This window comes from Streptomyces sp. NBC_00597 (genome assembly GCF_041431095.1).
GTDB lineage: Bacteria > Actinomycetota > Actinomycetes > Streptomycetales > Streptomycetaceae > Streptomyces.
The window spans coordinates 6,168,263-6,187,324 of sequence record NZ_CP107757.1; the positions used below are offsets into that span (position 1 = coordinate 6,168,263).

Genomic DNA, 19,062 nt, shown 5'->3' on the forward strand with positions numbered 1-19,062 from the left:
CCGATGTTCGAGGCGGTCGAGGAACTGGTCGGCGAGCACGCCGACCTTGAGAAGAAGCTCGCCGACCCTTCGGTCCACTCGGATCAGGCCAACGCGCGCAAGCTCAACAAGCGCTACGCGGAGCTGACCCCGATCGTCGCGACCTTCCGTGCCTGGAAGCAGTCCGCCGAGGACATCGAGACGGCGAAGGAGTTCGCGGCCGACGACCCGGACTTCGTGGCCGAGGTGAAGGAGCTCAGCGCGCAGCGCGAGGAGCTCACCGAGAAGCTCCGTCTGCTGCTCGTCCCGCGCGACCCCAGCGACGACAAGGACGTGCTCCTTGAGGTCAAGGCGGGCGCGGGCGGCGACGAGTCGGCCCTGTTCGCCGGCGACCTGCTGCGCATGTACCTGCGCTACGCCGAGCGCGTGGGCTGGAAGACCGAGATCATCGACGCCACCGAGTCCGAGCTCGGCGGCTACAAGGACGTCCAGGTCTCCGTCCGCACCAAGGGCGGCAACGGTGCCACCGAGCCCGGCCAGGGCGTCTGGGCCCGCCTGAAGTACGAGGGCGGCGTGCACCGCGTCCAGCGCGTTCCGGCCACCGAGTCCCAGGGCCGCATCCACACCTCCGCCGCCGGCGTGCTCGTCACCCCGGAGGCCGAGGAGGTCGAGGTCGAGATCAACGCGAACGACCTGCGCATCGACGTGTACCGCTCGTCCGGCCCCGGCGGCCAGTCCGTCAACACCACCGACTCGGCCGTGCGCATCACGCACGTCCCGACCGGTGTGGTCGCCTCCTGCCAGAACGAGAAGAGCCAGCTCCAGAACAAGGAGCAGGCGATGCGCATCCTCCGGTCGCGCCTGCTGGCCGCGGCCCAGGAGGCCGCCGAGCAGGAGGCCTCCGACGTGCGCCGCAGCCAGGTGCGCTCCGTGGACCGCTCCGAGAAGATCCGTACGTACAACTTCCCGGAAAACCGGATCTCGGACCACCGGACCGGTTTCAAGGCGTACAACTTGGACCAGGTGCTCGACGGCGACCTCGATCCCATGATCCAGGCCTGCGTCGACGCGGACTCGGCCGCCAAGCTCGCGTCCGCGACCTGATCCGCGCCCGCCCCGCGCGACCCCGCTCGACCTTGTACGACCCCCGCTCCACCCCCGTACGACAGCAGCCCGGAGGACCAGCGTGAACTTGCTGCTTGCCGAGGTGGCCCAGGCCACCCAGCGGCTGGCCGCCGCCGGCGTGCCCTCACCGCGCTTCGATGCGGAGGAGCTCGCGGCCTTCGTGCACGGCGTCAAGCGGGGGGAACTGCACCACGTCAAGGACGCGGACTTCGACGCCCGTTACTGGGAGGCCGTCGCCCGCCGCGAGGCGCGCGAGCCGCTCCAGCACATCACCGGCCGTGCCTTCTTCCGGTACCTGGAGCTCCAGGTCGGTCCCGGGGTGTTCGTGCCCCGGCCCGAGACCGAGTCGGTCGTGGACTGGGCCATACACGCCGTCCGCGCGATGGACGTCGTCGAGCCGCTGATCGTGGACCTGTGCACCGGGTCCGGCGCCATCGCGCTGGCCATGGCACAGGAGGTGCCGCGCTCGCGCGTGCACGCGGTCGAGCTGTCCGAGGACGCCCTGCGGTGGACCCGCAAGAACGCCGAAGGCTCCCGGGTCACCGTCCACCAGGGCGACGCGCTGAGCGCCCTGCCCGAGCTGGACGGCCAGGTCGACCTGGTGATCTCGAACCCGCCGTACATCCCGCTCACCGAGTGGGAGTACGTCGCCCCCGAGGCCCGCGACCACGACCCCGAGATGGCGCTGTTCTCCGGCGAGGACGGCCTCGACACCATCCGGGGCATCGAGCGCACCGCGCACCGCCTGCTGCGGCCCGGCGGCATCGTCGTCATCGAGCACGCCGACACCCAGGGCGGCCAGGTGCCGTGGATCTTCGCCGACGAGCGGGGTTGGGCCGACGCCGCCGACCACCCCGACCTGAACAACCGCCCGCGCTTCGCCACCGCCCGCAAGGCCCTGCCGTGACGGGCGCGACCCCTACCGCCACCCCCCTGCTGCACGAGGAGTCCCGCTGATGGCCCGGCGATACGACTGCAACGACGCGACGGACCGCAAGACGGGTCTGCGTGAAGCCGCATCCGCCGTGCGCCGCGGCGAGCTCGTCGTGCTGCCCACCGACACCCTCTACGGGATCGGCGCGGACGCCTTCAGCGCGGAGGCCGTCGGTGACCTGCTCGCCGCCAAGGGCCGTGGCCGCAACATGCCGACCCCGGTGCTCATCGGCTCCCCGAACACCCTGCACGGCCTCGTCACGGACTTCTCCGAGCAGGCCTGGGAGCTCGTCGACGCCTTCTGGCCGGGCGCGCTGACGCTCGTCGCCAAGCACCAGCCCTCGCTGGCCTGGGACCTCGGCGAGACCCGCGGCACCGTGGCCGTCCGGATGCCGCTGCACCCCGTCGCCATCGAGCTGCTGACCGAGGTCGGCCCGATGGCCGTGTCCTCGGCCAACCTGACCGGGCACCCGGCGCCGGAGGACTGCGACGCGGCGCGCGAGATGCTGGGCGACTCCGTGTCCGTGTACCTGGACGGCGGTCCGACCCCGGGCATCCAGCCCTCGTCGATCGTCGACGTCACCGGGAAGGTTCCCGTCCTGCTGCGCGAGGGGGCGCTGACCGCCGAGCAGCTGCGGGAGGTCGTACCCGACCTTGAGGTGGCCCCGTGAGCCCTCGGGGGCGTGGCATAGCAAACGGGCACTCCCCGGCGGCCGCCGGAGGGGGCACCTTCCGCATCCTTCACGTCAGCACCGGCAACGTCTGCCGCTCGCCGATCACCGAGCGGCTGACCCGGCATGCGCTGGCGCACCGGCTGGGTGGCATTCCGGCCGGCGACCTGATCGTGGAGAGCGCGGGGACCTGGGGCCACGAGGGCGCGCCGATGGAGGCGAACGCGGCCGCCGTGCTCGCGGACTTCGGCGCGGACGCGTCCGGGTTCACCGGCCGGGAGCTGCTGGACGAGCACGTCATACGGGCCGACCTGGTGCTGACGGCCACCCGCGACCACCGGGCCCAGGTCATCTCGATGGGGCACTCGGCGGGCCTGCGGACCTTCACGCTGAAGGAGTTCACCCGGCTGGTCCGGGCGATAGATCCGGCCACCCTCCCGCCGCTGGACGACGGGGTGGCGGAGCGGGCGCGGGCGCTGGTACGGGCCGCGGCGGCGCTGCGCGGGTGGCTGCTGGCCCCCTCGCCCGACGCGGACGAGGTGTACGACCCGTACGGTGCGCCGATCACCTTCTTCCGCTCGATCGGCGACGAGATCAACCAGGCGCTGGACCCGGTCGTCACGGCCCTGACGGGCATGACGGCTTCCCGCTGACGGTGGCCGGCCGGAGGCCGGCGCAGCCGGTCCTGACGGGCGACACGGCCCGCACCACCGACGGGCCGGGAGCAGGGCGGCGCGTCCCACAGCGCTGAGGGGCGGGATCTGGGCCGCGGGCCTACAGTGGCGAGTACCGGGACAGCCCACTGGAGTCGCGCCATGAGCGTCATCACCCCGCCGACGGACCTGCTGCGGCAGCAGGATCCGCAGATGGCCGACGTGCTCGCGGGCGAGGCGCAGCGCCAGGCCACGACACTGCAGCTGATCGCCGCCGAGAACTTCACTTCTCCCGCCGTGCTCGCGGCACTGGGCTCTGCGCTGGCCAACAAGTACGCCGAGGGGTACCCCGGTGCGCGCTACCACGGCGGCTGCGAGTACGCGGACCTCGCCGAGGGACTGGCCGTCGAGCGGGCCCAGGCGCTCTTCGGGGTCGAGCACGCCAACGTCCAGCCGCATTCCGGTTCCGCCGCCGTACTGGCCGCGTACGCCGCGCTGCTGCGGCCCGGGGACACCGTGCTGGCGATGGGGCTCACGTACGGGGGGCACCTCACGCACGGCTCGCCCGCCAACTTCTCCGGACGCTGGTTCGACTTCGTCGGGTACGGGGTCGACGCCGAGAGCGGCCTGATCGACTACCTGCAGGTGCAGGAGCTGGCGCGGACGCACCGGCCCAAGGCGATCGTCTGCGGGTCGATCTCCTATCCGCGGCACCCGGAGTACTCGGTGTTCCGGGAGATCGCCGACGAGGTGGGGGCGTACCTCATCGCGGACGCCGCCCATCCGATCGGGCTCGTCGCCGGCGGGGCCGCGCCCAGCCCCGTCCCGTACGCCGACATCGTCTGCGCGACGACCCACAAGGTGTTGCGCGGCCCGCGCGGCGGGATGGTGCTGTGCGGCGCCGAGTTCGCCGAGCGGATCGACCGGGCGGTGTTCCCCTTCACCCAGGGCGGCGCGCAGATGCACACCATCGCCGCGAAGGCGGTCGCCTTCGGCGAGGCCGCGGCGCCGGCGTTCACCACGTACGCCCACCGGGTCGTGGCCAATGCGCGGGCGCTGGCCGACGAGCTGGCGGCGCACGGTTTCGCGGTGACGACGGGCGGCACCGACACCCACCTGATCACCGCCGACCCGGCACCCCTCGGCGTCGACGGCCCGGTCGCCCGTGGCCGGCTCGCCGCCGCCGGCATCGTGCTGGACACCTGCGTCCTTCCGTACGGGGACCAGCGCGGGATCCGGCTCGGCACGGCCGCCGTCACCACCCAGGGCATGCGGGAGCCCGAGATGGCCCGGATCGCCGAGCTGTTCACCGCAGTACTGCGCGGCGCGGGGACGGGTATCCGCGCAGAAGTGGCCGAGCTGACGCGTAGATTTCCCCCATACGGGGAGTAATCAGTGCAAGCAGGGCGTACCGCAACCGCGGTAACGCCCCCTCGCGTCCTCGGTGAGGGGTACATCGCAGCTAATGTGTGGGGCTGAGATGGCCGGCGATACATCTGGGGCAGCCCGTGCGTGAATATCTGCTGACGCTTTGCGTCACGGTCGCGGTGACCTACTTGCTCACCGGGCCCGTGCGGAAGTTCGCGATCGCGGCCGGTGCGATGCCGGAGATCCGCGCCCGCGACGTGCACCGCGAGCCCACTCCGAGACTCGGCGGCATCGCCATGTTCGGCGGACTGTGCGCGGGGCTGCTGGTGGCGGACCACCTGCGCAACCTCAACGGCGTCTTCGAGCTGTCGAACGAACCGCGGGCGCTGCTCTCCGGAGCGGCGCTGATCTGGCTGATCGGCGTGCTCGACGACAAGTTCGAGATCGACGCCCTGATCAAGCTCGGCGCGCAGATGATCGCCGCCGGTGTGATGGTCATGCAGGGTCTGACGATGCTGTGGATCCCCGTCCCCGGCATCGGGACGGTCGCGCTGACCCAATGGCAGGGCAACCTGCTCACGGTGGCCCTCGTCGTGATCACCATCAACGCGGTGAACTTCGTGGACGGGCTCGACGGCCTGGCCGCCGGCATGGTCTGCATCGCCGCCACGGCGTTCTTCCTCTACTCGTACCGGATCTGGTTCGGCTACGGCATCGAGGCGGCAGCGCCCGCGACCCTCTTCGCCGCGATCCTGATGGGCATGTGCCTGGGCTTCCTGCCGCACAACATGCATCCGGCCAGGATCTTCATGGGCGATTCCGGATCGATGCTCATCGGCCTGGTGCTCGCCGCCTCCGCGATCTCGATCACCGGGCAGGTGGACCCGGACACCATGGCGCTGTTCGCCGGCGGTGAGCGCAACGCGACGCACGCGATGCTCCCGGTCTTCATTCCGCTTCTGCTCCCGCTGACGATCATCGCGATCCCGATGGCGGACCTGGTCCTGGCCATCGTGCGCCGCACCTGGAAGGGCCAGTCGCCCTTCGCGGCCGACCGCGGACACCTGCACCACCGACTGCTGGAACTCGGGCATTCGCACAGCCGCGCGGTGCTGATCATGTACTTCTGGTCAGGACTGATCGCCTTCGGCGCGGTGGCGTACTCGGTGCACTCGGCGTCGATGTGGATCGTGCTCGCGATCGTCGCGCTGAGCGCGGTGGGCCTGGTCCTCCTGCTCCTGCCGCGCTTCACCCCGCGCGCCCCGCGCTGGGCCGAGGGTCTGGTCCCGCCGCGCTACCGGCACGCGGAGCGCGCCGCCGAGGCGGCCGCCCAGGACGCCTCGGGCCGCGAGCCGGATCCCGCCCGTCAGATCAGGGTCGGCGTCTCGGGCGTCAACGGAGCGACCGCCGTAGGCCCCCGTTCGCGCTTCCCCGACCGGCGTAAGGCCGAGTCGACGCGCTGACGGCCGCGGTACATGTCGGACATGGAACGCCTTTACCACACACAACGACGGGTTGTCGCGCACACACGGGCGGGTTAGCTCTCATGTGTGACAGTCGGCACACTCCACAGGTAAAGCTCTCATCAAATAGTTTGTGATACCGTTCACTAAACCCGGCGACAGAGCCGAAGGACCGTAGTGCGACGGTCCATTGGCCCGAGGCTCGATCTCGGACCGGGCTTACGCTCGTCCCGTACGAGTCCGTACGAGTCCGTGCCCCCACCACCACGCGGAGCAACCCGCCATGCGGTCAGATGACGTCCGATCCCTCCTGCATGCCGCTGTACCCACAGCTGTCGCCGGCGCTCTCGCCGCCGTCATCAGCGCCGTGGTGGCAGGCGGCAAGGGGGCCCTTGGCGCTGTCATCGCGACGCTGCTGGTGATGCTGTTCATGGGCATCGGATTCGTCGTTCTGCAACGCACCGCGAAATCGCTGCCGCACTTGTTCCAGGCCATGGGGCTGATGCTCTACACGGCCCAGATCCTGCTGCTCTTCGTCTTTCTCGCCGTGTTCAAGAACACGACGCTGTTCAACCCCCGTGCATTCGCGATCACGCTCGTCGCCACCACCCTCGTGTGGATCGGTGCACAGACGCGTGCTCACATGAAGGCCAAGATCCTGTACGTCGAACCGGACTCGACAAAGGGCGACAAGCCCGAAAATTCGGGGCCGAAGTCGTGAGGGGTAGGGCCGGGATAAGTGAGCGTTCGAGATGCTGCTATCGTCCGGTTCCAACTGCGGCATTGCGGGCGCGGGCATCTGAGCTGACGCCTGTTCCATCGCGAGGCTCGATGCCTGATCGCCGCCCCCACACCCGTAACACCAGTCCAGTGCCGAACAGCGGCTGTGCGCCGCGCCGACACAACGAGGTTGCCGTACCTATGCGCCACGCTGAAGGAGCCCGCGGTGAGTGCTGACCTGACGCAGGTGCTCGCTTTCGAGACCGACTGTCACATCTTCGACGGATGTGGCTTCCCCGGTCCGGGCCTGCACTCGTTCCTCTTCGAGCCGCTGTGGGGCGAACCCGGCCTGACCAGTGTGTACTTCAACAAGCCGATGCTGCTGGCCCTCCTGGGCTCGCTGATCATCGTCGGTTTCTTCTGGGCCGCGTTCCGGAAGCCGAAGGTCGTTCCGGGCAAGCTTCAGATGGTCGCCGAGGCCGGTTACGACTTCGTGCGCCGCGGCATCGTGTACGAGACGCTGGGCAAGAAGGAGGGCGAGAAGTACGTCCCCTTCATGGTGTCGCTGTTCTTCTTCGTCTGGGTCCTGAACGTCTGGTCGATCGTCCCCGTGGCGCAGTTCCCGGTGACCGCGATCATCGCGTACCCGGCGATTCTCGCGCTGATCGTCTACGCCATCTGGATGTCGGTGACGTTCAAGCGTCACGGCTTCGTCGGCGGATTCAAGAACCTGACCGGCTACGACAAGTCGCTCGGCCCGGTCCTCCCGCTCGTCATGGTCATCGAGTTCTTCTCGAACGTCCTGGTCCGCCCGTTCACCCACGCGGTCCGACTGTTCGCGAACATGTTCGCGGGTCACACCCTGCTGCTGCTGTTCACCATCGCCAGCTGGTACCTGCTGAACGGGATCGGGATCGCCTACGCGGGCGTCTCTTTCATCATGGTCGTCGTGATGACGGCCTTCGAGCTCTTCATCCAGGCTGTCCAGGCCTACGTCTTCGTGCTGCTGGCCTGCAGCTTCATCCAGGGCGCGCTCGCCGAGCACCACTGAGTCCGGCCCTCCCCCAAACCCCCTGTCGTCCGGTGGCCAACCCCCACCGGTCCGTGAAAGAGAAGGAAGAACTGGCATGTCCCAGATCCTCGCTGCCGCCGAAGGCGTCACCGGTTCCCTCAGCTCCGTTGGTTACGGTCTCGCGGCCATCGGCCCGGGTGTCGGCGTCGGCATCATCTTCGGTAACGGCACGCAGGCTCTCGCCCGTCAGCCCGAGGCTGCCGGTCTGATCCGCGCCAACCAGATCCTCGGCTTCGCCTTCTGTGAGGCGCTCGCCCTCATCGGTCTGGTCATGCCGTTCGTCTACTAAGACGAGCCACGACCACTAGTCCGATTAGACGAAAGGCACTGATGTGAACCTCCTGGTTCTCGCGGCTGAGACGGAAAACCCGCTCTTCCCGCCGATCCCCGAGCTCGTCATCGGTCTGATCGCCTTCGTCATCGTCTTCGGTTTCCTCGCGAAGAAGCTCCTCCCGAACATCAACAAGGTTCTGGACGAGCGCCGCGAGCAGATCGAGGGCGGTATCGAGAAGGCTGAGGCCGCTCAGACCGAGGCCCAGAGCGTGCTGGAGCAGTACAAGGCCCAGCTCGCCGAAGCCCGGCACGAGGCCGCGCGCCTGCGCCAGGAAGCGCTGGAGCAGGGCACTGCGCTCAAGGAAGAACTGCGCGCAGAGGGCCAGCGGCAGCGTGAGGAGATCATCGCTGCCGGCCACGCCCAGATCGAGGCCGACCGCAAGGCCGCCTCTCAGGCGCTGCGCCAGGACGTCGGCAAGCTCGCCACCGACCTGGCCGGCAAGCTCGTCGGGGAGTCCCTTGAGGACGCCGCCCGGCAGAGCCGCACGATCGACCGCTTCCTCAGCGAGCTTGAGGAGAAGGCCGAGGCGGCCCGATGAACGGAGCGAGCCGCGAGGCGCTGGCCTCCGCGCGCGAGCGTCTCGACGCGCTGACGGACAACACGTCCGTCGACGTGGCGAAGCTCGCCGGCGAGCTGGCAGCCGTCACCGCGCTGCTCGACCGTGAGGTCTCGCTGCGTCGGGTCATCACGGACCCGGCGCAGTCCGGCGAGGCCAAGGCCGAGCTGGTACGCCGGCTGCTGGGCGCCCAGGTCGGCGGGGAGACCCTCGACCTGGTGTCGGGCATGGCCCGGTCCCGCTGGTCGCAGTCCCGCGACCTGGTGGACTCGCTTGAGGAGCTGGCGGCCACCGCCGACCTCACGGCGGCCCAGCAGGCCGGTGGACTGGACGAGGTCGAGGACGAGCTGTTCCGCTTCGGCCGGATCGTCGCCTCGAACACCGAGCTGCGCGCCGCGCTGACCGACCGGGCGGCCACCGCCTCCGCGAAGAGCGCGCTGCTGAGCAGCCTGCTCGGCGGCAAGGCGAACGCCGTCACCGAGCGTCTGGTCACGCGTCTCGTCACGCACCCGCGTGGACGTAGCCTGGAAGCGGGACTGGAGTCCCTCTCCAAGCTCGCCGCCGAGCGCCGTGACCGCATGGTCGCCACCGTGACCACCGCGGTTCCGCTCAGCGACGTGCAGAGGCAGCGTCTCGGCGCGGTGCTGGCCAAGCTGTACGGCCGCCAGATGCACCTGAACCTCGACGTGGACCCCGCGGTCCTCGGCGGGATCTCGGTGCGGGTCGGCGACGAGGTCATCGACGGCACCATCGCGGACCGCCTCGCCGAGGCGTCCCGCCGCATGGCCGGCTGACCAGCCACCAATAGAACAACGCATTCCTAGCGGCCCGGTTGGGCCGTGCAGAACTTGCAGAAGATTCCTGGGGGTCGCCCCCAGACCCCTAAGAAGCTTCAGGCCCAACAAGGAGAGCAGGGAACCCAGATGGCGGAGCTCACGATCCGGCCGGAGGAGATCCGGGACGCACTGGAGAACTTTGTCCAGTCGTACCAGCCGGACGCGGCCTCGCGCGAGGAGGTCGGAACGGTCAGCGTTGCCGGCGACGGCATCGCGAAGGTGGAGGGCCTGCCCTCCGCCATGGCGAACGAGCTGCTGAAGTTCGAGGACGGCACCCTCGGTCTCGCCCTCAACCTTGAGGAGCGCGAGATCGGTGCGATCGTCCTCGGCGAGTTCAGCGGTATCGAGGAGGGCCAGCCGGTGCAGCGCACCGGTGAGGTTCTCTCCGTAGGTGTCGGCGAGGGCTACCTCGGCCGTGTTGTCGACCCGCTCGGCAACCCGATCGACGGCCTCGGCGAGATCGCGACCGAAGGCCGTCGCGCCCTCGAACTGCAGGCCCCGGGCGTCATGGTCCGTAAGTCGGTGCACGAGCCCATGCAGACCGGCTACAAGGCCGTCGACGCGATGGTGCCGATCGGCCGTGGCCAGCGTCAGCTGATCATTGGTGACCGTCAGACCGGCAAGACCGCTCTGGCCGTCGACACGATCATCAACCAGCGCGACAACTGGCGCTCGGGCGACGTGAACAAGCAGGTCCGCTGCATCTACGTCGCCATCGGCCAGAAGGGCTCGACCATCGCGTCCGTTCGCGGCGCCCTGGAAGAGGCCGGCGCGCTGGAGTACACGACGATCGTCGCCGCCCCGGCGTCCGACCCGGCCGGCTTCAAGTACCTGGCGCCGTACACCGGCTCCGCCATCGGCCAGCACTGGATGTACGCCGGCAAGCACGTCCTGATCATCTTCGACGACCTGTCGAAGCAGGCCGACGCCTACCGCGCCGTGTCGCTGCTGCTGCGCCGCCCGCCGGGCCGTGAGGCCTACCCGGGTGACGTCTTCTACTTGCACTCGCGTCTGCTGGAGCGCTGCGCCAAGCTCTCCGACGAGATGGGTGCCGGTTCGATGACCGGTCTGCCGATCGTCGAGACCAAGGCGAACGACGTGTCGGCGTTCATCCCGACCAACGTCATCTCCATCACCGACGGCCAGTGCTTCCTGGAGTCCGACCTGTTCAACGCGGGCCAGCGCCCGGCGCTGAACGTCGGTATCTCGGTCTCCCGCGTCGGTGGTTCCGCGCAGCACAAGGCCATGAAGCAGGTTTCCGGCCGTCTCCGCGTGGACCTCGCCCAGTACCGTGAGCTGGAGGCGTTCGCCGCCTTCGGTTCCGACCTGGACGCCGCGTCGAAGAACTCGCTGGAGCGCGGCAAGCGCATGGTCGAGCTGCTGAAGCAGGGCCAGTACCAGCCGATGCCCGTCGAGGAGCAGGTCGTCTCCGTCTGGGCCGGCACCACCGGCAAGATGGACGACGTTCCGGTGGCCGACATCCGTCGCTTCGAGTCGGAGCTTCTGGAGCACCTGCGCCGCGAGCGCAAGGACCTCCTGACCTCCATCGCCGAGGGCGGCAAGATGTCGGACGACACGCTGACCTCGATCGCTGACGCCATCGCTGCCTTCAAGCAGCAGTTCGAGACCTCGGACGGCAAGCTCCTGGGCGAGGACGCGCCGGCCGTCAACGTCTCCAAGTGACGACGGAAGGGACCTGACTCATGGGAGCGCAGCTCCGGGTCTACAAGCGTCGCATCCGTGCCGTCACGGCGACCAAGAAGATCACCAAGGCGATGGAGATGATCGCCGCCTCGCGCATCGTCAAGGCGCAGCGCAAGGTGGCGGCATCGATGCCGTACGCGACCGAGCTCACCCGTGCGGTGACCGCGGTGGCGACCGGCTCGAACAACAAGCACGCCCTGACCACCGAGGTCGAGGCGCCGACCCGCGCCGCGGTCCTGCTCATCACGAGCGACCGCGGTCTGGCCGGCGGCTACTCCTCGAACGCCATCAAGCAGGCGGAGCGGCTCACCGAGCGGCTGCGTGCTGAGGGCAAGGACGTCGATGCCTACATCGTCGGCCGCAAGGGTGTCGCCTACTACGGCTTCCGCGAGCGCAAGGTCGCGGACTCGTGGACCGGCTTCACCGACAGCCCGGCTTACGCCGACGCCAAGCGCGTCGCGGCGCCCCTGATCGAGGCCATCCAGCTGGACACGGCCGAGGGCGGCGTCGACGAGCTGCACATCGTCTACACGGAATTCGTGTCGATGATGACGCAGAACGCGGTGGACGGCCGGATGCTGCCGCTCAGCCTCGACAAGGTTCAGGAAGAGACCGGCACGAAGGGCGAGATCCTTCCGCTGTTCGACTTCGAGCCGTCGGCGGAGGACGTCCTCGACGCCCTGCTGCCGCGCTACGTCGAGAGCCGTATTTACAACGCACTGCTGCAGTCGGCTGCCTCCGAGCACGCCGCCCGCCGCCGCGCGATGAAGTCGGCGACCGACAACGCCGGAGACCTCATCAAGAGCCTCTCCCGGCTTGCCAACGCGGCCCGCCAGGCCGAAATCACCCAGGAAATCAGCGAGATCGTCGGTGGCGCGAGCGCCATGGCTGACGCGACCGCGGGGAGTGACAAGTAATGACGACCACTGTTGAGACGGCCGCCGCCACGGGCCGCGTCGCCCGGGTCATCGGCCCGGTCGTCGACGTGGAGTTCCCCGTCGACGCCATGCCCGAGATCTACAACGCCCTCAAGGTCCAGGTCGCAGACCCGGCCGAGGACGGCAAGCTCAAGACCCTGACCCTTGAGGTCGCGCAGCACCTGGGTGACGGCATGGTCCGCACCATCTCGATGCAGCCGACCGACGGTCTGGTCCGCCAGGCCGCGGTGACCGACACGGGCGAGGGCATCACCGTCCCCGTCGGTGACTTCACCAAGGGCAAGGTGTTCAACACCCTGGGCGAGGTGCTCAACTACCCCGAGGCGAACGCCGAGGTCACCGAGCGCTGGCCGATCCACCGCAAGGCCCCGAACTTCGACGAGCTTGAGTCGAAGACCGAGATGTTCGAGACCGGCGTCAAGGTCATCGACCTTCTCACCCCGTACGTCAAGGGTGGAAAGATCGGTCTGTTCGGTGGTGCCGGTGTCGGCAAGACCGTTCTGATCCAGGAAATGATCTACCGCGTCGCCAACAACCACGACGGTGTGTCGGTGTTCGCGGGCGTCGGTGAGCGTACCCGTGAGGGCAACGACCTCATCGAGGAGATGGGTGACTCGGGCGTCATCGACAAGACCGCCCTCGTCTTCGGCCAGATGGACGAGCCGCCGGGCACGCGTCTTCGCGTCGCGCTCGCCGGTCTGACCATGGCGGAGTACTTCCGCGATGTTCAGAAGCAGGACGTGCTCTTCTTCATCGACAACATCTTCCGGTACACCCAGGCCGGTTCCGAGGTGTCGACCCTGCTCGGCCGCATGCCCTCCGCGGTGGGTTACCAGCCGAACCTGGCCGACGAGATGGGTCTCCTCCAGGAGCGCATCACCTCGACCCGTGGTCACTCGATCACCTCGATGCAGGCGATCTACGTCCCCGCGGACGACCTGACCGACCCGGCGCCGGCGACCACCTTCGCCCACCTCGACGCGACGACGGTTCTCTCCCGTCCGATCTCCGAGAAGGGCATCTACCCGGCCGTGGACCCGCTGGACTCGACGTCCCGCATCCTCGACCCGCGGTACATCGCGGCGGACCACTACGCGGCCGCCATGCGTGTCAAGGGGATCCTGCAGAAGTACAAGGACCTCCAGGACATCATCGCGATCCTCGGTATCGACGAGCTGGGCGAGGAGGACAAGCTCGTTGTCCACCGTGCCCGTCGCGTCGAGCGCTTCCTGTCGCAGAACACCCACGTCGCCAAGCAGTTCACCGGCGTGGACGGTTCGGACGTTCCGCTCGACGAGTCGATCACCGCGTTCAACGCGATCTGCGACGGTGACTACGACCACTTCCCCGAGCAGGCGTTCTTCATGTGCGGTGGCATCGAGGACCTCAAGGCCAACGCCAAGGAGCTGGGCGTCTCCTGAAGCCGCGCTCCTCATGAGCACAGCTGATTGACGGAGAGGGGCGGGTGTGTCCCGTCCCTCTCCCCACGCCCATTAGAATTTGACCCAACACCCGGCTGACCCGCCGGGTGGTGACCCGAGGAGCCACCTTGGCTGCTGAGCTGCACGTCGAGCTGGTCGCGGCGGACCGCAATGTCTGGTCCGGCGAGGCCACCCTGGTCGTCGCCCGCACCACGTCCGGCGACATCGGCGTCATGCCCGGTCACCAGCCGCTTCTCGGTGTGCTGGAATCGGGCCCGGTGACCATCCGTACCAGCGAAGGCAACACTGTCGTCGCAGCGGTGCACGGCGGATTCATCTCGTTCGCGGACAACAAGCTGTCCCTGCTTGCCGAGATCGCCGAGCTCGCCGACGAGATTGACGTCCAGCGGGCGGAGCGGGCACTGGAGCGCGCGAAGTCGGAGGCCGATGCGGCCGCCGAGCGTCGCGCCGATGTCCGACTGCGCGCGGTCACGGGGCACTGAGCCCCGTACCGAACTGGTTTGAGACCTCAGCCGCGGTCCGTTCTGGAATTTTCCAGACCGGGTCGCGGCTGAGGCAATGTACGTCCGCCCCCAGACTTGTCTGGTGATGGGCGGAGTCGTGTGCGGTATCTCGATGAGCGAGGAGGTCGGTGAAGATGCTCCTCGCTCTGCTTGTGAGCGGCCTGGTCGTAGCCCTGGTGGTGATCGGGCTGTTTGTCTTCGGCCTTCGCCGCAGACTCATCCAGCGTTCCGGCGGGACCTTCGACTGCAGCCTGCGCTGGGGTGTCTCCGAGGAACCCGACATCTCCGGCAAGGGCTGGGTGTACGGGGTCGCCCGCTACAGCGGTGACCGCATCGAGTGGTTCCGCGTCTTCTCGTACTCCCCGCGCCCGCGCCGGCTGCTGGAGCGCTCTTCCATCGAGGTGGTCGCCCGCCGCGCCCCCGAGGGCGAGGAGGAGCTGGCCCTGCTGTCCGACGCCGTCGTCCTCTGCTGTCTCCACCGCGGGACCCGCCTGGAGCTGGCGATGAGCGAGGACGCGCTGACCGGTTTCCTGGCCTGGCTGGAGGCGGCGCCTCCGGGGCAGAGGGTGAACGTGGCCTGAGGGCCGGCGGCGTTTGCCGTCCCCGTCGGACGGAGTCCGGCGGGAAGGCCCCGGGGCCGAGCCGTGCGAGTGGCGCGTGGCGAAGAGAAGCCGGGGAGCCGGGGGGCGGACCCCGGCTCCCCGGCTTCGTCGTTCACCGGGCCGGCAGGTGGGGGCTACTGGAGACCGGTGTGGATCGCCTGGGCGAGTTCGCCGTTCGCCGTGTCGCCGCTGAACTCCCAGAAGAAGGCGCCCCTGAGGCCCTGCTGCTTGGTCCAGTTCATCTTTCCGGCGATGGTGGCGGGGGTGTCGTAGCTCCACCAGTTGCTGCCGCACTTGGCGTAGGCCGTGCCGGCGACGGTGCCGTTGGCCGGGCAGCTGCCCTTGAGCACCTTGTAGTCCTCGATGCCCTGCTCGTACGTGCCTGGGGCGGGCCCGGTGGCGGTGCCGCCGGGGGCGTCCTGGGTGACGCCGGTCCAGCCGCGGCCGTAGAAGCCGATCCCGAGGTTGAGCTTGGAGCCCGCGATCCCCTTGCCCTTGAGCTTGGTGATCGCGGCCTCGGAGTTGAAGCCGGCGATCGGGATGCCCGCGTACGAGGTGAGCGGGGAGTGCGGGGCGGTCGGGCCCTTGGCGTCCCACGCGCCGAAGAAGTCGTACGTCATGACGTTGTAGAAGTCGACGTACGGGGAGGCGCCCGCGTAGTCGGCGAGGTCGAGCTTGCCGCCGTTGGAGCCGTCCGCGGAGATCGCGGCGGTCACCAGGTTGCTGCCGCCGAACTTGGTGCGCAGCGCGGACAGGACGTTCTTGAGGGAGGCGGCGCCGCTGGTGTCGCAGGACAGGCCGCAGGCGTTGGGGTACTCCCAGTCGATGTCGATGCCGTCGAAGACGTCCGCCCAGCGCGGGTCCTCGACCAGGCTGTAGCAGGAGTCGGCGAAGGCGGCCGGGTTGGCCGCGGCCTGGCCGAAGCCGCCGGACCAGGTCCAGCCGCCGAAGGACCACAACACCTTGATGTTCGGGTACTTGGCCTTGAGCTTGCGCAGCTGGTTGAAGTTGCCGCGCAGCGGCTGGTCCCAGGTGTCGGCGACGCCGTCGACGCTCTGGTCGGCGGTGTACGCCTTGTCGTAGTCGGCGTAGGAGTCACCGATGGTGCACTTGCCGCCCTGGACGTTGCCGAACGCGTAGTTGATGTGGGTGATCTTCGCGGCGGAGCCGGAGGTGACCAGGTTCTTCACGTGGTAGTTGCGCTGGTAGACGCCCCAGTCGGTGAAGTAGCCGAGCTTGACCTTGCCGCCCGGGTCCGGGGGAGTGGTGCCGCCGCCGGTCGTGGTGACCGAGAGGGATCCGGAGGCCGGGCCGCTCTGGTCCGCGGTGTCGCGGGCGATGACGCCGTACGTGTACGTCGTGCCCTTGGTCAGGCCGGAGTCGGTCCAGCTCGTACCGGTGACGGTCGCGACCTTGGTGCCGCCGCGGTAGACGTCGTAGTTCTTGACGCCCTTGTCGTCCGTTGCCGCGGCCCAGCCGATGGTCAGCGAGGTGTCGGTGACGCCGCTCGCGGTGGGGGTGCCGGGCGCCGACGGCGGGCTGTCGGTGGGGGTCGTGCCGCCGTCGCAGGAGCCGCCGTTGACCTTGCAGCCGCTCGGGGCGCCGGGGCCGGCGCCGTTGAAGCCGAAGCTGATGGTGGCACCGGGGGCGAGGGTGCCGTTCCACCCGACGTTCTTGCCGGTCCAGTGGGCGCCGGAGCTGGTGACGGTGGCGTCCCAGGCGGAGGTGACCGTCGTACCCGAGGGGTAGTCCCATTCCACGGTCCAGCTCGTGAGGGTGGTGGTGCCGGTGTTCTTCACCGTCCACTTGCCCTCGAAGCCGGTTCCCCAGTCGGAGACCTTCGTGTAGGTGGCCGTCGCGGAGGCGGCGGCCTCGGCGGGACCCGCCAGGGCCACGAGTCCGGCGACGGGCAGGGCGAGGGCGGCCACGGTCGCGGCGAGCCTTCTGAACAGACGGATGCGGGGTGGGGGTGCTGTGCTCAAGGGTGCTCCTCCGTAGGTCCGTCGTGGCCGTGGGGCCGGCTACGACATGGGGGTGGGACCTGCGCCGCCCGTGAGCACGCTTGTCATGGCACGCTCACCACAGTTGCCGCGAGCGTAGAAAGGTCTGGACCAACCGTCAAGAGGTCCAGACCTCCACCGGACCCTCGCCCCCGCTCCGCTCAAGTGCCGCACTAGAGGCCCAACTCCTGTGCCAACACGGCCGCTTGGAGCCGACTGCGCAGCCCCAGCTTCCCCAGCAGCCTGCTGACGTGCGTCTTCACCGTCGCCTCCGCCATCTCCAGCCGCACCGCGATCTCCGCGTTCGACAGCCCCTCTCCCAGACACCCGAACACCTCCCGCTCCCGCCGCGTCAGCGAGTCCACCGCCGCGGCCGTCTCCGGAGCCACCGCGGCCTTCAGCGGCCGCGGAGCCGCGAACTCGGCGATCAGCCGCCGGGTCACCGACGGGGCGATCAGGCCCTCCCCGCGCGCGACCGTCCGTACCGCCCCGATCAGCTCGGCCGCGTCCGCGTCCTTCAACAGGAAGCCCGCCGCCCCCGCACGCAGGGCGCCGAACACGTACTCGTCCAGGTCGAAGGTGGTCAGCACCAGCACATCGGCCAGCCCCTCCGCGACCACCTGGCGGGTCGCCGACACCCCGTCGAGCCGCGGCATCTGCACGTCCATGAGGACGAGATCCGGCCGCAGCTCCCGCGCCGTCCGCACCGCCTCCTCGCCGTCCGCCGCTTCGCCCACGACCTCGATGTCGCCCGCGCTGCGCAGGATCAGCACCAGCCCGGCCCGTACCGCGCTCTGGTCCTCGGCCACCACGACCCGGATGCTCATCCGGCCACCGCCTTCTCCTCAGCGGGCAGCTCCGCCCGCACCAACCAAACCGATCCCGCCCGGCCCGCCGAGAACTCCCCGCCCAACAGCTCGGTCCGTTCCCGCATGCCGACCAGCCCCGCTCCCGAGCCGGGGGCGCGGGGGCCCGGCCGGTCCCCGTACGGGGATTCCACGCGTACGGTCAGCAGCCCGTCCGCGCGCGTCACGCGGACCCGGACCGTGCCCGGGACGGCGTGCTTGAGGGCGTTCGTCAGCGACTCCTGGACGATCCGGTACGCCGCCAGCTCCACCGGGGCCGGCAGCGGCTCCCCGGGCAGCAGGCCGCCCTGGAGCACGAAGTCCAGCCCGCTCGCGGCCCCGTTGACCCGGGCCTGCCCCAGCAGGGCGTCGAGCGCAGCGAGGGACGGCGTGGCGACCGCCTCCTGGTCCGCGCCCGCGTCCCGCAGCAGCCCGATCAGGCGGCGCATTTCGGCCAGCCCCTGCACGCTGTTCTCCCGGATCACCCCGAGGGCCTCCCGGCTCGTCGCGGGGGAGTCGATCGACAGCGCGGCCGTGGAGTGGATGGCGATGGCGGACAGGTGGTTGGCCACCATGTCGTGCAGCTCGCGGGCCATCCGGGCCCGCTCGGCGACGACGGCCTGACTGCGGTCCATCTCGGCCAGCAGCGCGGTCTGCTCGGCGCGCAGCCGGGCGGCCTCGGCGGCCTCGCGGTGGTTGCGCAGGGTGGCACCGGTCAGGGCCGGGCCGAAGCACACGATGCCGGTGATCACACCGATCATCAGCGACTGCGGGGTGCGCAGCCAGGCCACGGACGCGACGGTGACGGCGATGGTGACCAGGCCGGTGTGGACCGGGAGGCGCCGGGCCATGGCGGGTTTGCCGTAGACGACGGCCGCGTACATCAGGTCCGTGAAGACCAGAACGGTGGCCAGATTGCCCACGGTGAACTGGTCGGCGATCACCCCGACGGTGCCGACGGCCAGCGTGACGCGCGGCGCGGTGCGGCGCAGCAGCTCCATCGGGCCGAGCGCGAGGAGCGGGACCAGGGCCGCCCAGGCGGGGAAGAAGTGCCGGTCGCTCGTGTTGTAGATGCCGAGCGACCACAGCAGCAGGCCCGAGAGCACGCTGACCACCGCGAGGAGGACGTCGTCGCGGTGGGGGCGGAAGATCCGGGCGTGCGCGGGCGTGTGCGCGGTCGGGGTGGTGGTCGGGGTCACGGTTCCATCCAACAGGGTGCGGGAGGTCCCGGCCTCGGTACCGGGGCTGAGACGGGCGGGGTCGGCACTACACCGAAGGATGCAGTCACGGTTCGTCAGCGGCGACGACGAAGCGGCCC

The 19,062-nt window shown here is 69.5% G+C and carries 19 protein-coding genes; 16 read left to right on the plus strand and 3 right to left on the minus strand.

All coding sequences use genetic code 11. The features are described 5' to 3' along the window. The first annotated feature begins 3 nt into the window (after positions 1–3). The 16 genes from prfA to OG974_RS28315 all read left to right on the plus strand — a co-directional run bounded on the left by prfA (position 4) and on the right by OG974_RS28315 (position 14,878). Positions 4–1,083: a peptide chain release factor 1 gene (gene prfA / locus OG974_RS28240; RefSeq protein WP_327285487.1), complete on the plus strand. Its 1,080-nt coding sequence runs from the start codon at positions 4–6 to the stop codon at positions 1,081–1,083. A gap of 82 nt (positions 1,084–1,165) precedes the next feature. After that, entirely contained in the window at positions 1,166–2,011 is an 846-nt protein-coding gene (gene prmC / locus OG974_RS28245; RefSeq protein ID WP_327285488.1) for a peptide chain release factor N(5)-glutamine methyltransferase, read from the plus strand. Between the two features lie 49 nt (positions 2,012–2,060). Further along, entirely contained in the window at positions 2,061–2,708 is a 648-nt protein-coding gene (locus OG974_RS28250; protein WP_030153769.1) for an L-threonylcarbamoyladenylate synthase, read from the plus strand. Then, positions 2,705–3,361 carry a protein-tyrosine-phosphatase gene (locus OG974_RS28255; RefSeq protein WP_327285489.1) on the plus strand — a complete coding sequence of 219 codons (657 nt, stop codon included), beginning with the start codon at positions 2,705–2,707 and terminating at the stop codon, positions 3,359–3,361. The genes OG974_RS28250 and OG974_RS28255 overlap by 4 nt, the downstream gene beginning before the upstream one ends. Before the next feature lie 162 nt (positions 3,362–3,523). Next, positions 3,524–4,753 (plus strand): serine hydroxymethyltransferase, encoded by a 1,230-nt coding sequence (glyA, locus tag OG974_RS28260; RefSeq protein WP_371644853.1) that lies wholly within the window; start codon positions 3,524–3,526, stop codon positions 4,751–4,753. A 104-nt stretch (positions 4,754–4,857) separates the two neighbouring features. Then, positions 4,858–6,192, plus strand: a complete 1,335-nt coding sequence (locus tag OG974_RS28265) for an MraY family glycosyltransferase (RefSeq protein ID WP_329316419.1) — start codon at positions 4,858–4,860, stop codon at positions 6,190–6,192. Positions 6,193–6,475: 283 nt separating this feature from the next. After that, positions 6,476–6,913 carry a hypothetical protein gene (locus OG974_RS28270; protein ID WP_048476400.1) on the plus strand — a complete coding sequence of 146 codons (438 nt, stop codon included), beginning with the start codon at positions 6,476–6,478 and terminating at the stop codon, positions 6,911–6,913. A 210-nt stretch (positions 6,914–7,123) separates the two neighbouring features. Continuing rightward, positions 7,124–7,963, plus strand: a complete 840-nt coding sequence (gene atpB / locus OG974_RS28275) for a F0F1 ATP synthase subunit A (protein WP_327285782.1) — start codon at positions 7,124–7,126, stop codon at positions 7,961–7,963. Positions 7,964–8,039: 76 nt separating this feature from the next. Beyond that, positions 8,040–8,273 (plus strand): ATP synthase F0 subunit C, encoded by a 234-nt coding sequence (gene atpE, locus OG974_RS28280; protein WP_030857147.1) that lies wholly within the window; start codon positions 8,040–8,042, stop codon positions 8,271–8,273. A 43-nt stretch (positions 8,274–8,316) separates the two neighbouring features. Beyond that, positions 8,317–8,856: a F0F1 ATP synthase subunit B gene (locus tag OG974_RS28285; protein WP_327285492.1), complete on the plus strand. Its 540-nt coding sequence runs from the start codon at positions 8,317–8,319 to the stop codon at positions 8,854–8,856. Then, on the plus strand, positions 8,853–9,668 hold the full coding sequence (locus tag OG974_RS28290; protein WP_328763732.1) for a F0F1 ATP synthase subunit delta: 816 nt from the start codon (positions 8,853–8,855) through the stop codon (positions 9,666–9,668). The genes OG974_RS28285 and OG974_RS28290 overlap by 4 nt, the downstream gene beginning before the upstream one ends. A 129-nt stretch (positions 9,669–9,797) precedes the next feature. Beyond that, positions 9,798–11,393, plus strand: coding sequence for a F0F1 ATP synthase subunit alpha (gene atpA, locus OG974_RS28295; protein ID WP_327285494.1), 1,596 nt, complete (start codon positions 9,798–9,800; stop codon positions 11,391–11,393). A 20-nt stretch (positions 11,394–11,413) separates the two neighbouring features. Then, positions 11,414–12,331, plus strand: a complete 918-nt coding sequence (locus tag OG974_RS28300; RefSeq protein WP_327285495.1) for a F0F1 ATP synthase subunit gamma — start codon at positions 11,414–11,416, stop codon at positions 12,329–12,331. Next, a complete protein-coding gene (atpD, locus tag OG974_RS28305; protein WP_327285496.1) occupies positions 12,331–13,773 on the plus strand; it encodes a F0F1 ATP synthase subunit beta in 1,443 nt (480 codons plus the stop codon). Before OG974_RS28300 ends, atpD begins: the two co-directional genes overlap by 1 nt. A 128-nt stretch (positions 13,774–13,901) precedes the next feature. Continuing rightward, positions 13,902–14,276 (plus strand): F0F1 ATP synthase subunit epsilon, encoded by a 375-nt coding sequence (locus OG974_RS28310; protein WP_008738187.1) that lies wholly within the window; start codon positions 13,902–13,904, stop codon positions 14,274–14,276. Between the two features lie 155 nt (positions 14,277–14,431). Then, positions 14,432–14,878, plus strand: coding sequence for a DUF2550 domain-containing protein (locus OG974_RS28315; RefSeq protein ID WP_327285497.1), 447 nt, complete (start codon positions 14,432–14,434; stop codon positions 14,876–14,878). 155 nt (positions 14,879–15,033) lie between these two features. Here OG974_RS28315 and OG974_RS28320 read toward each other — a convergent pair whose 3' ends face one another. The 3 genes from OG974_RS28320 to OG974_RS28330 form a co-directional block, all read right to left on the minus strand. After that, positions 15,034–16,857, minus strand: a complete 1,824-nt coding sequence (locus tag OG974_RS28320; RefSeq protein WP_371646932.1) for a glycosyl hydrolase family 18 protein — start codon at positions 16,855–16,857, stop codon at positions 15,034–15,036. A gap of 215 nt (positions 16,858–17,072) precedes the next feature. Further along, complete coding sequence (locus OG974_RS28325) at positions 17,073–17,726, minus strand: response regulator transcription factor (RefSeq protein ID WP_327285498.1); 654 nt, start codon at positions 17,724–17,726, stop codon at positions 17,073–17,075. Next, on the minus strand, positions 17,723–18,943 hold the full coding sequence (locus tag OG974_RS28330) for a sensor histidine kinase (protein ID WP_371644857.1): 1,221 nt from the start codon (positions 18,941–18,943) through the stop codon (positions 17,723–17,725). Before OG974_RS28330 ends, OG974_RS28325 begins: the two co-directional genes overlap by 4 nt. Positions 18,944–19,062: the final 119 nt, after the last annotated feature.

Bases quoted from the DNA above. Each gene is read 5' to 3' on its own strand.
- prfA (WP_327285487.1), top strand. From the start codon at position 4: ATGTTCGAGGCGGTCGAGGAACTGGTCGGCGAGCACGCCGACCTTGAG.
- atpE (WP_030857147.1), top strand. From the start codon at position 8,040: ATGTCCCAGATCCTCGCTGCCGCCGAAGGCGTCACCGGTTCCCTCAGC.
- OG974_RS28270 (WP_048476400.1), top strand. From the start codon at position 6,476: ATGCGGTCAGATGACGTCCGATCCCTCCTGCATGCCGCTGTACCCACA.
- OG974_RS28250 (WP_030153769.1), top strand. From the start codon at position 2,061: ATGGCCCGGCGATACGACTGCAACGACGCGACGGACCGCAAGACGGGT.
- OG974_RS28300 (WP_327285495.1), top strand. From the start codon at position 11,414: ATGGGAGCGCAGCTCCGGGTCTACAAGCGTCGCATCCGTGCCGTCACG.
- OG974_RS28315 (WP_327285497.1), top strand. From the start codon at position 14,432: ATGCTCCTCGCTCTGCTTGTGAGCGGCCTGGTCGTAGCCCTGGTGGTG.
- atpA (WP_327285494.1), top strand. From the start codon at position 9,798: ATGGCGGAGCTCACGATCCGGCCGGAGGAGATCCGGGACGCACTGGAG.
- OG974_RS28325 (WP_327285498.1), bottom strand. From the start codon at position 17,726: ATGAGCATCCGGGTCGTGGTGGCCGAGGACCAGAGCGCGGTACGGGCC.
- OG974_RS28290 (WP_328763732.1), top strand. From the start codon at position 8,853: ATGAACGGAGCGAGCCGCGAGGCGCTGGCCTCCGCGCGCGAGCGTCTC.
- atpD (WP_327285496.1), top strand. From the start codon at position 12,331: ATGACGACCACTGTTGAGACGGCCGCCGCCACGGGCCGCGTCGCCCGG.
- glyA (WP_371644853.1), top strand. From the start codon at position 3,524: ATGAGCGTCATCACCCCGCCGACGGACCTGCTGCGGCAGCAGGATCCG.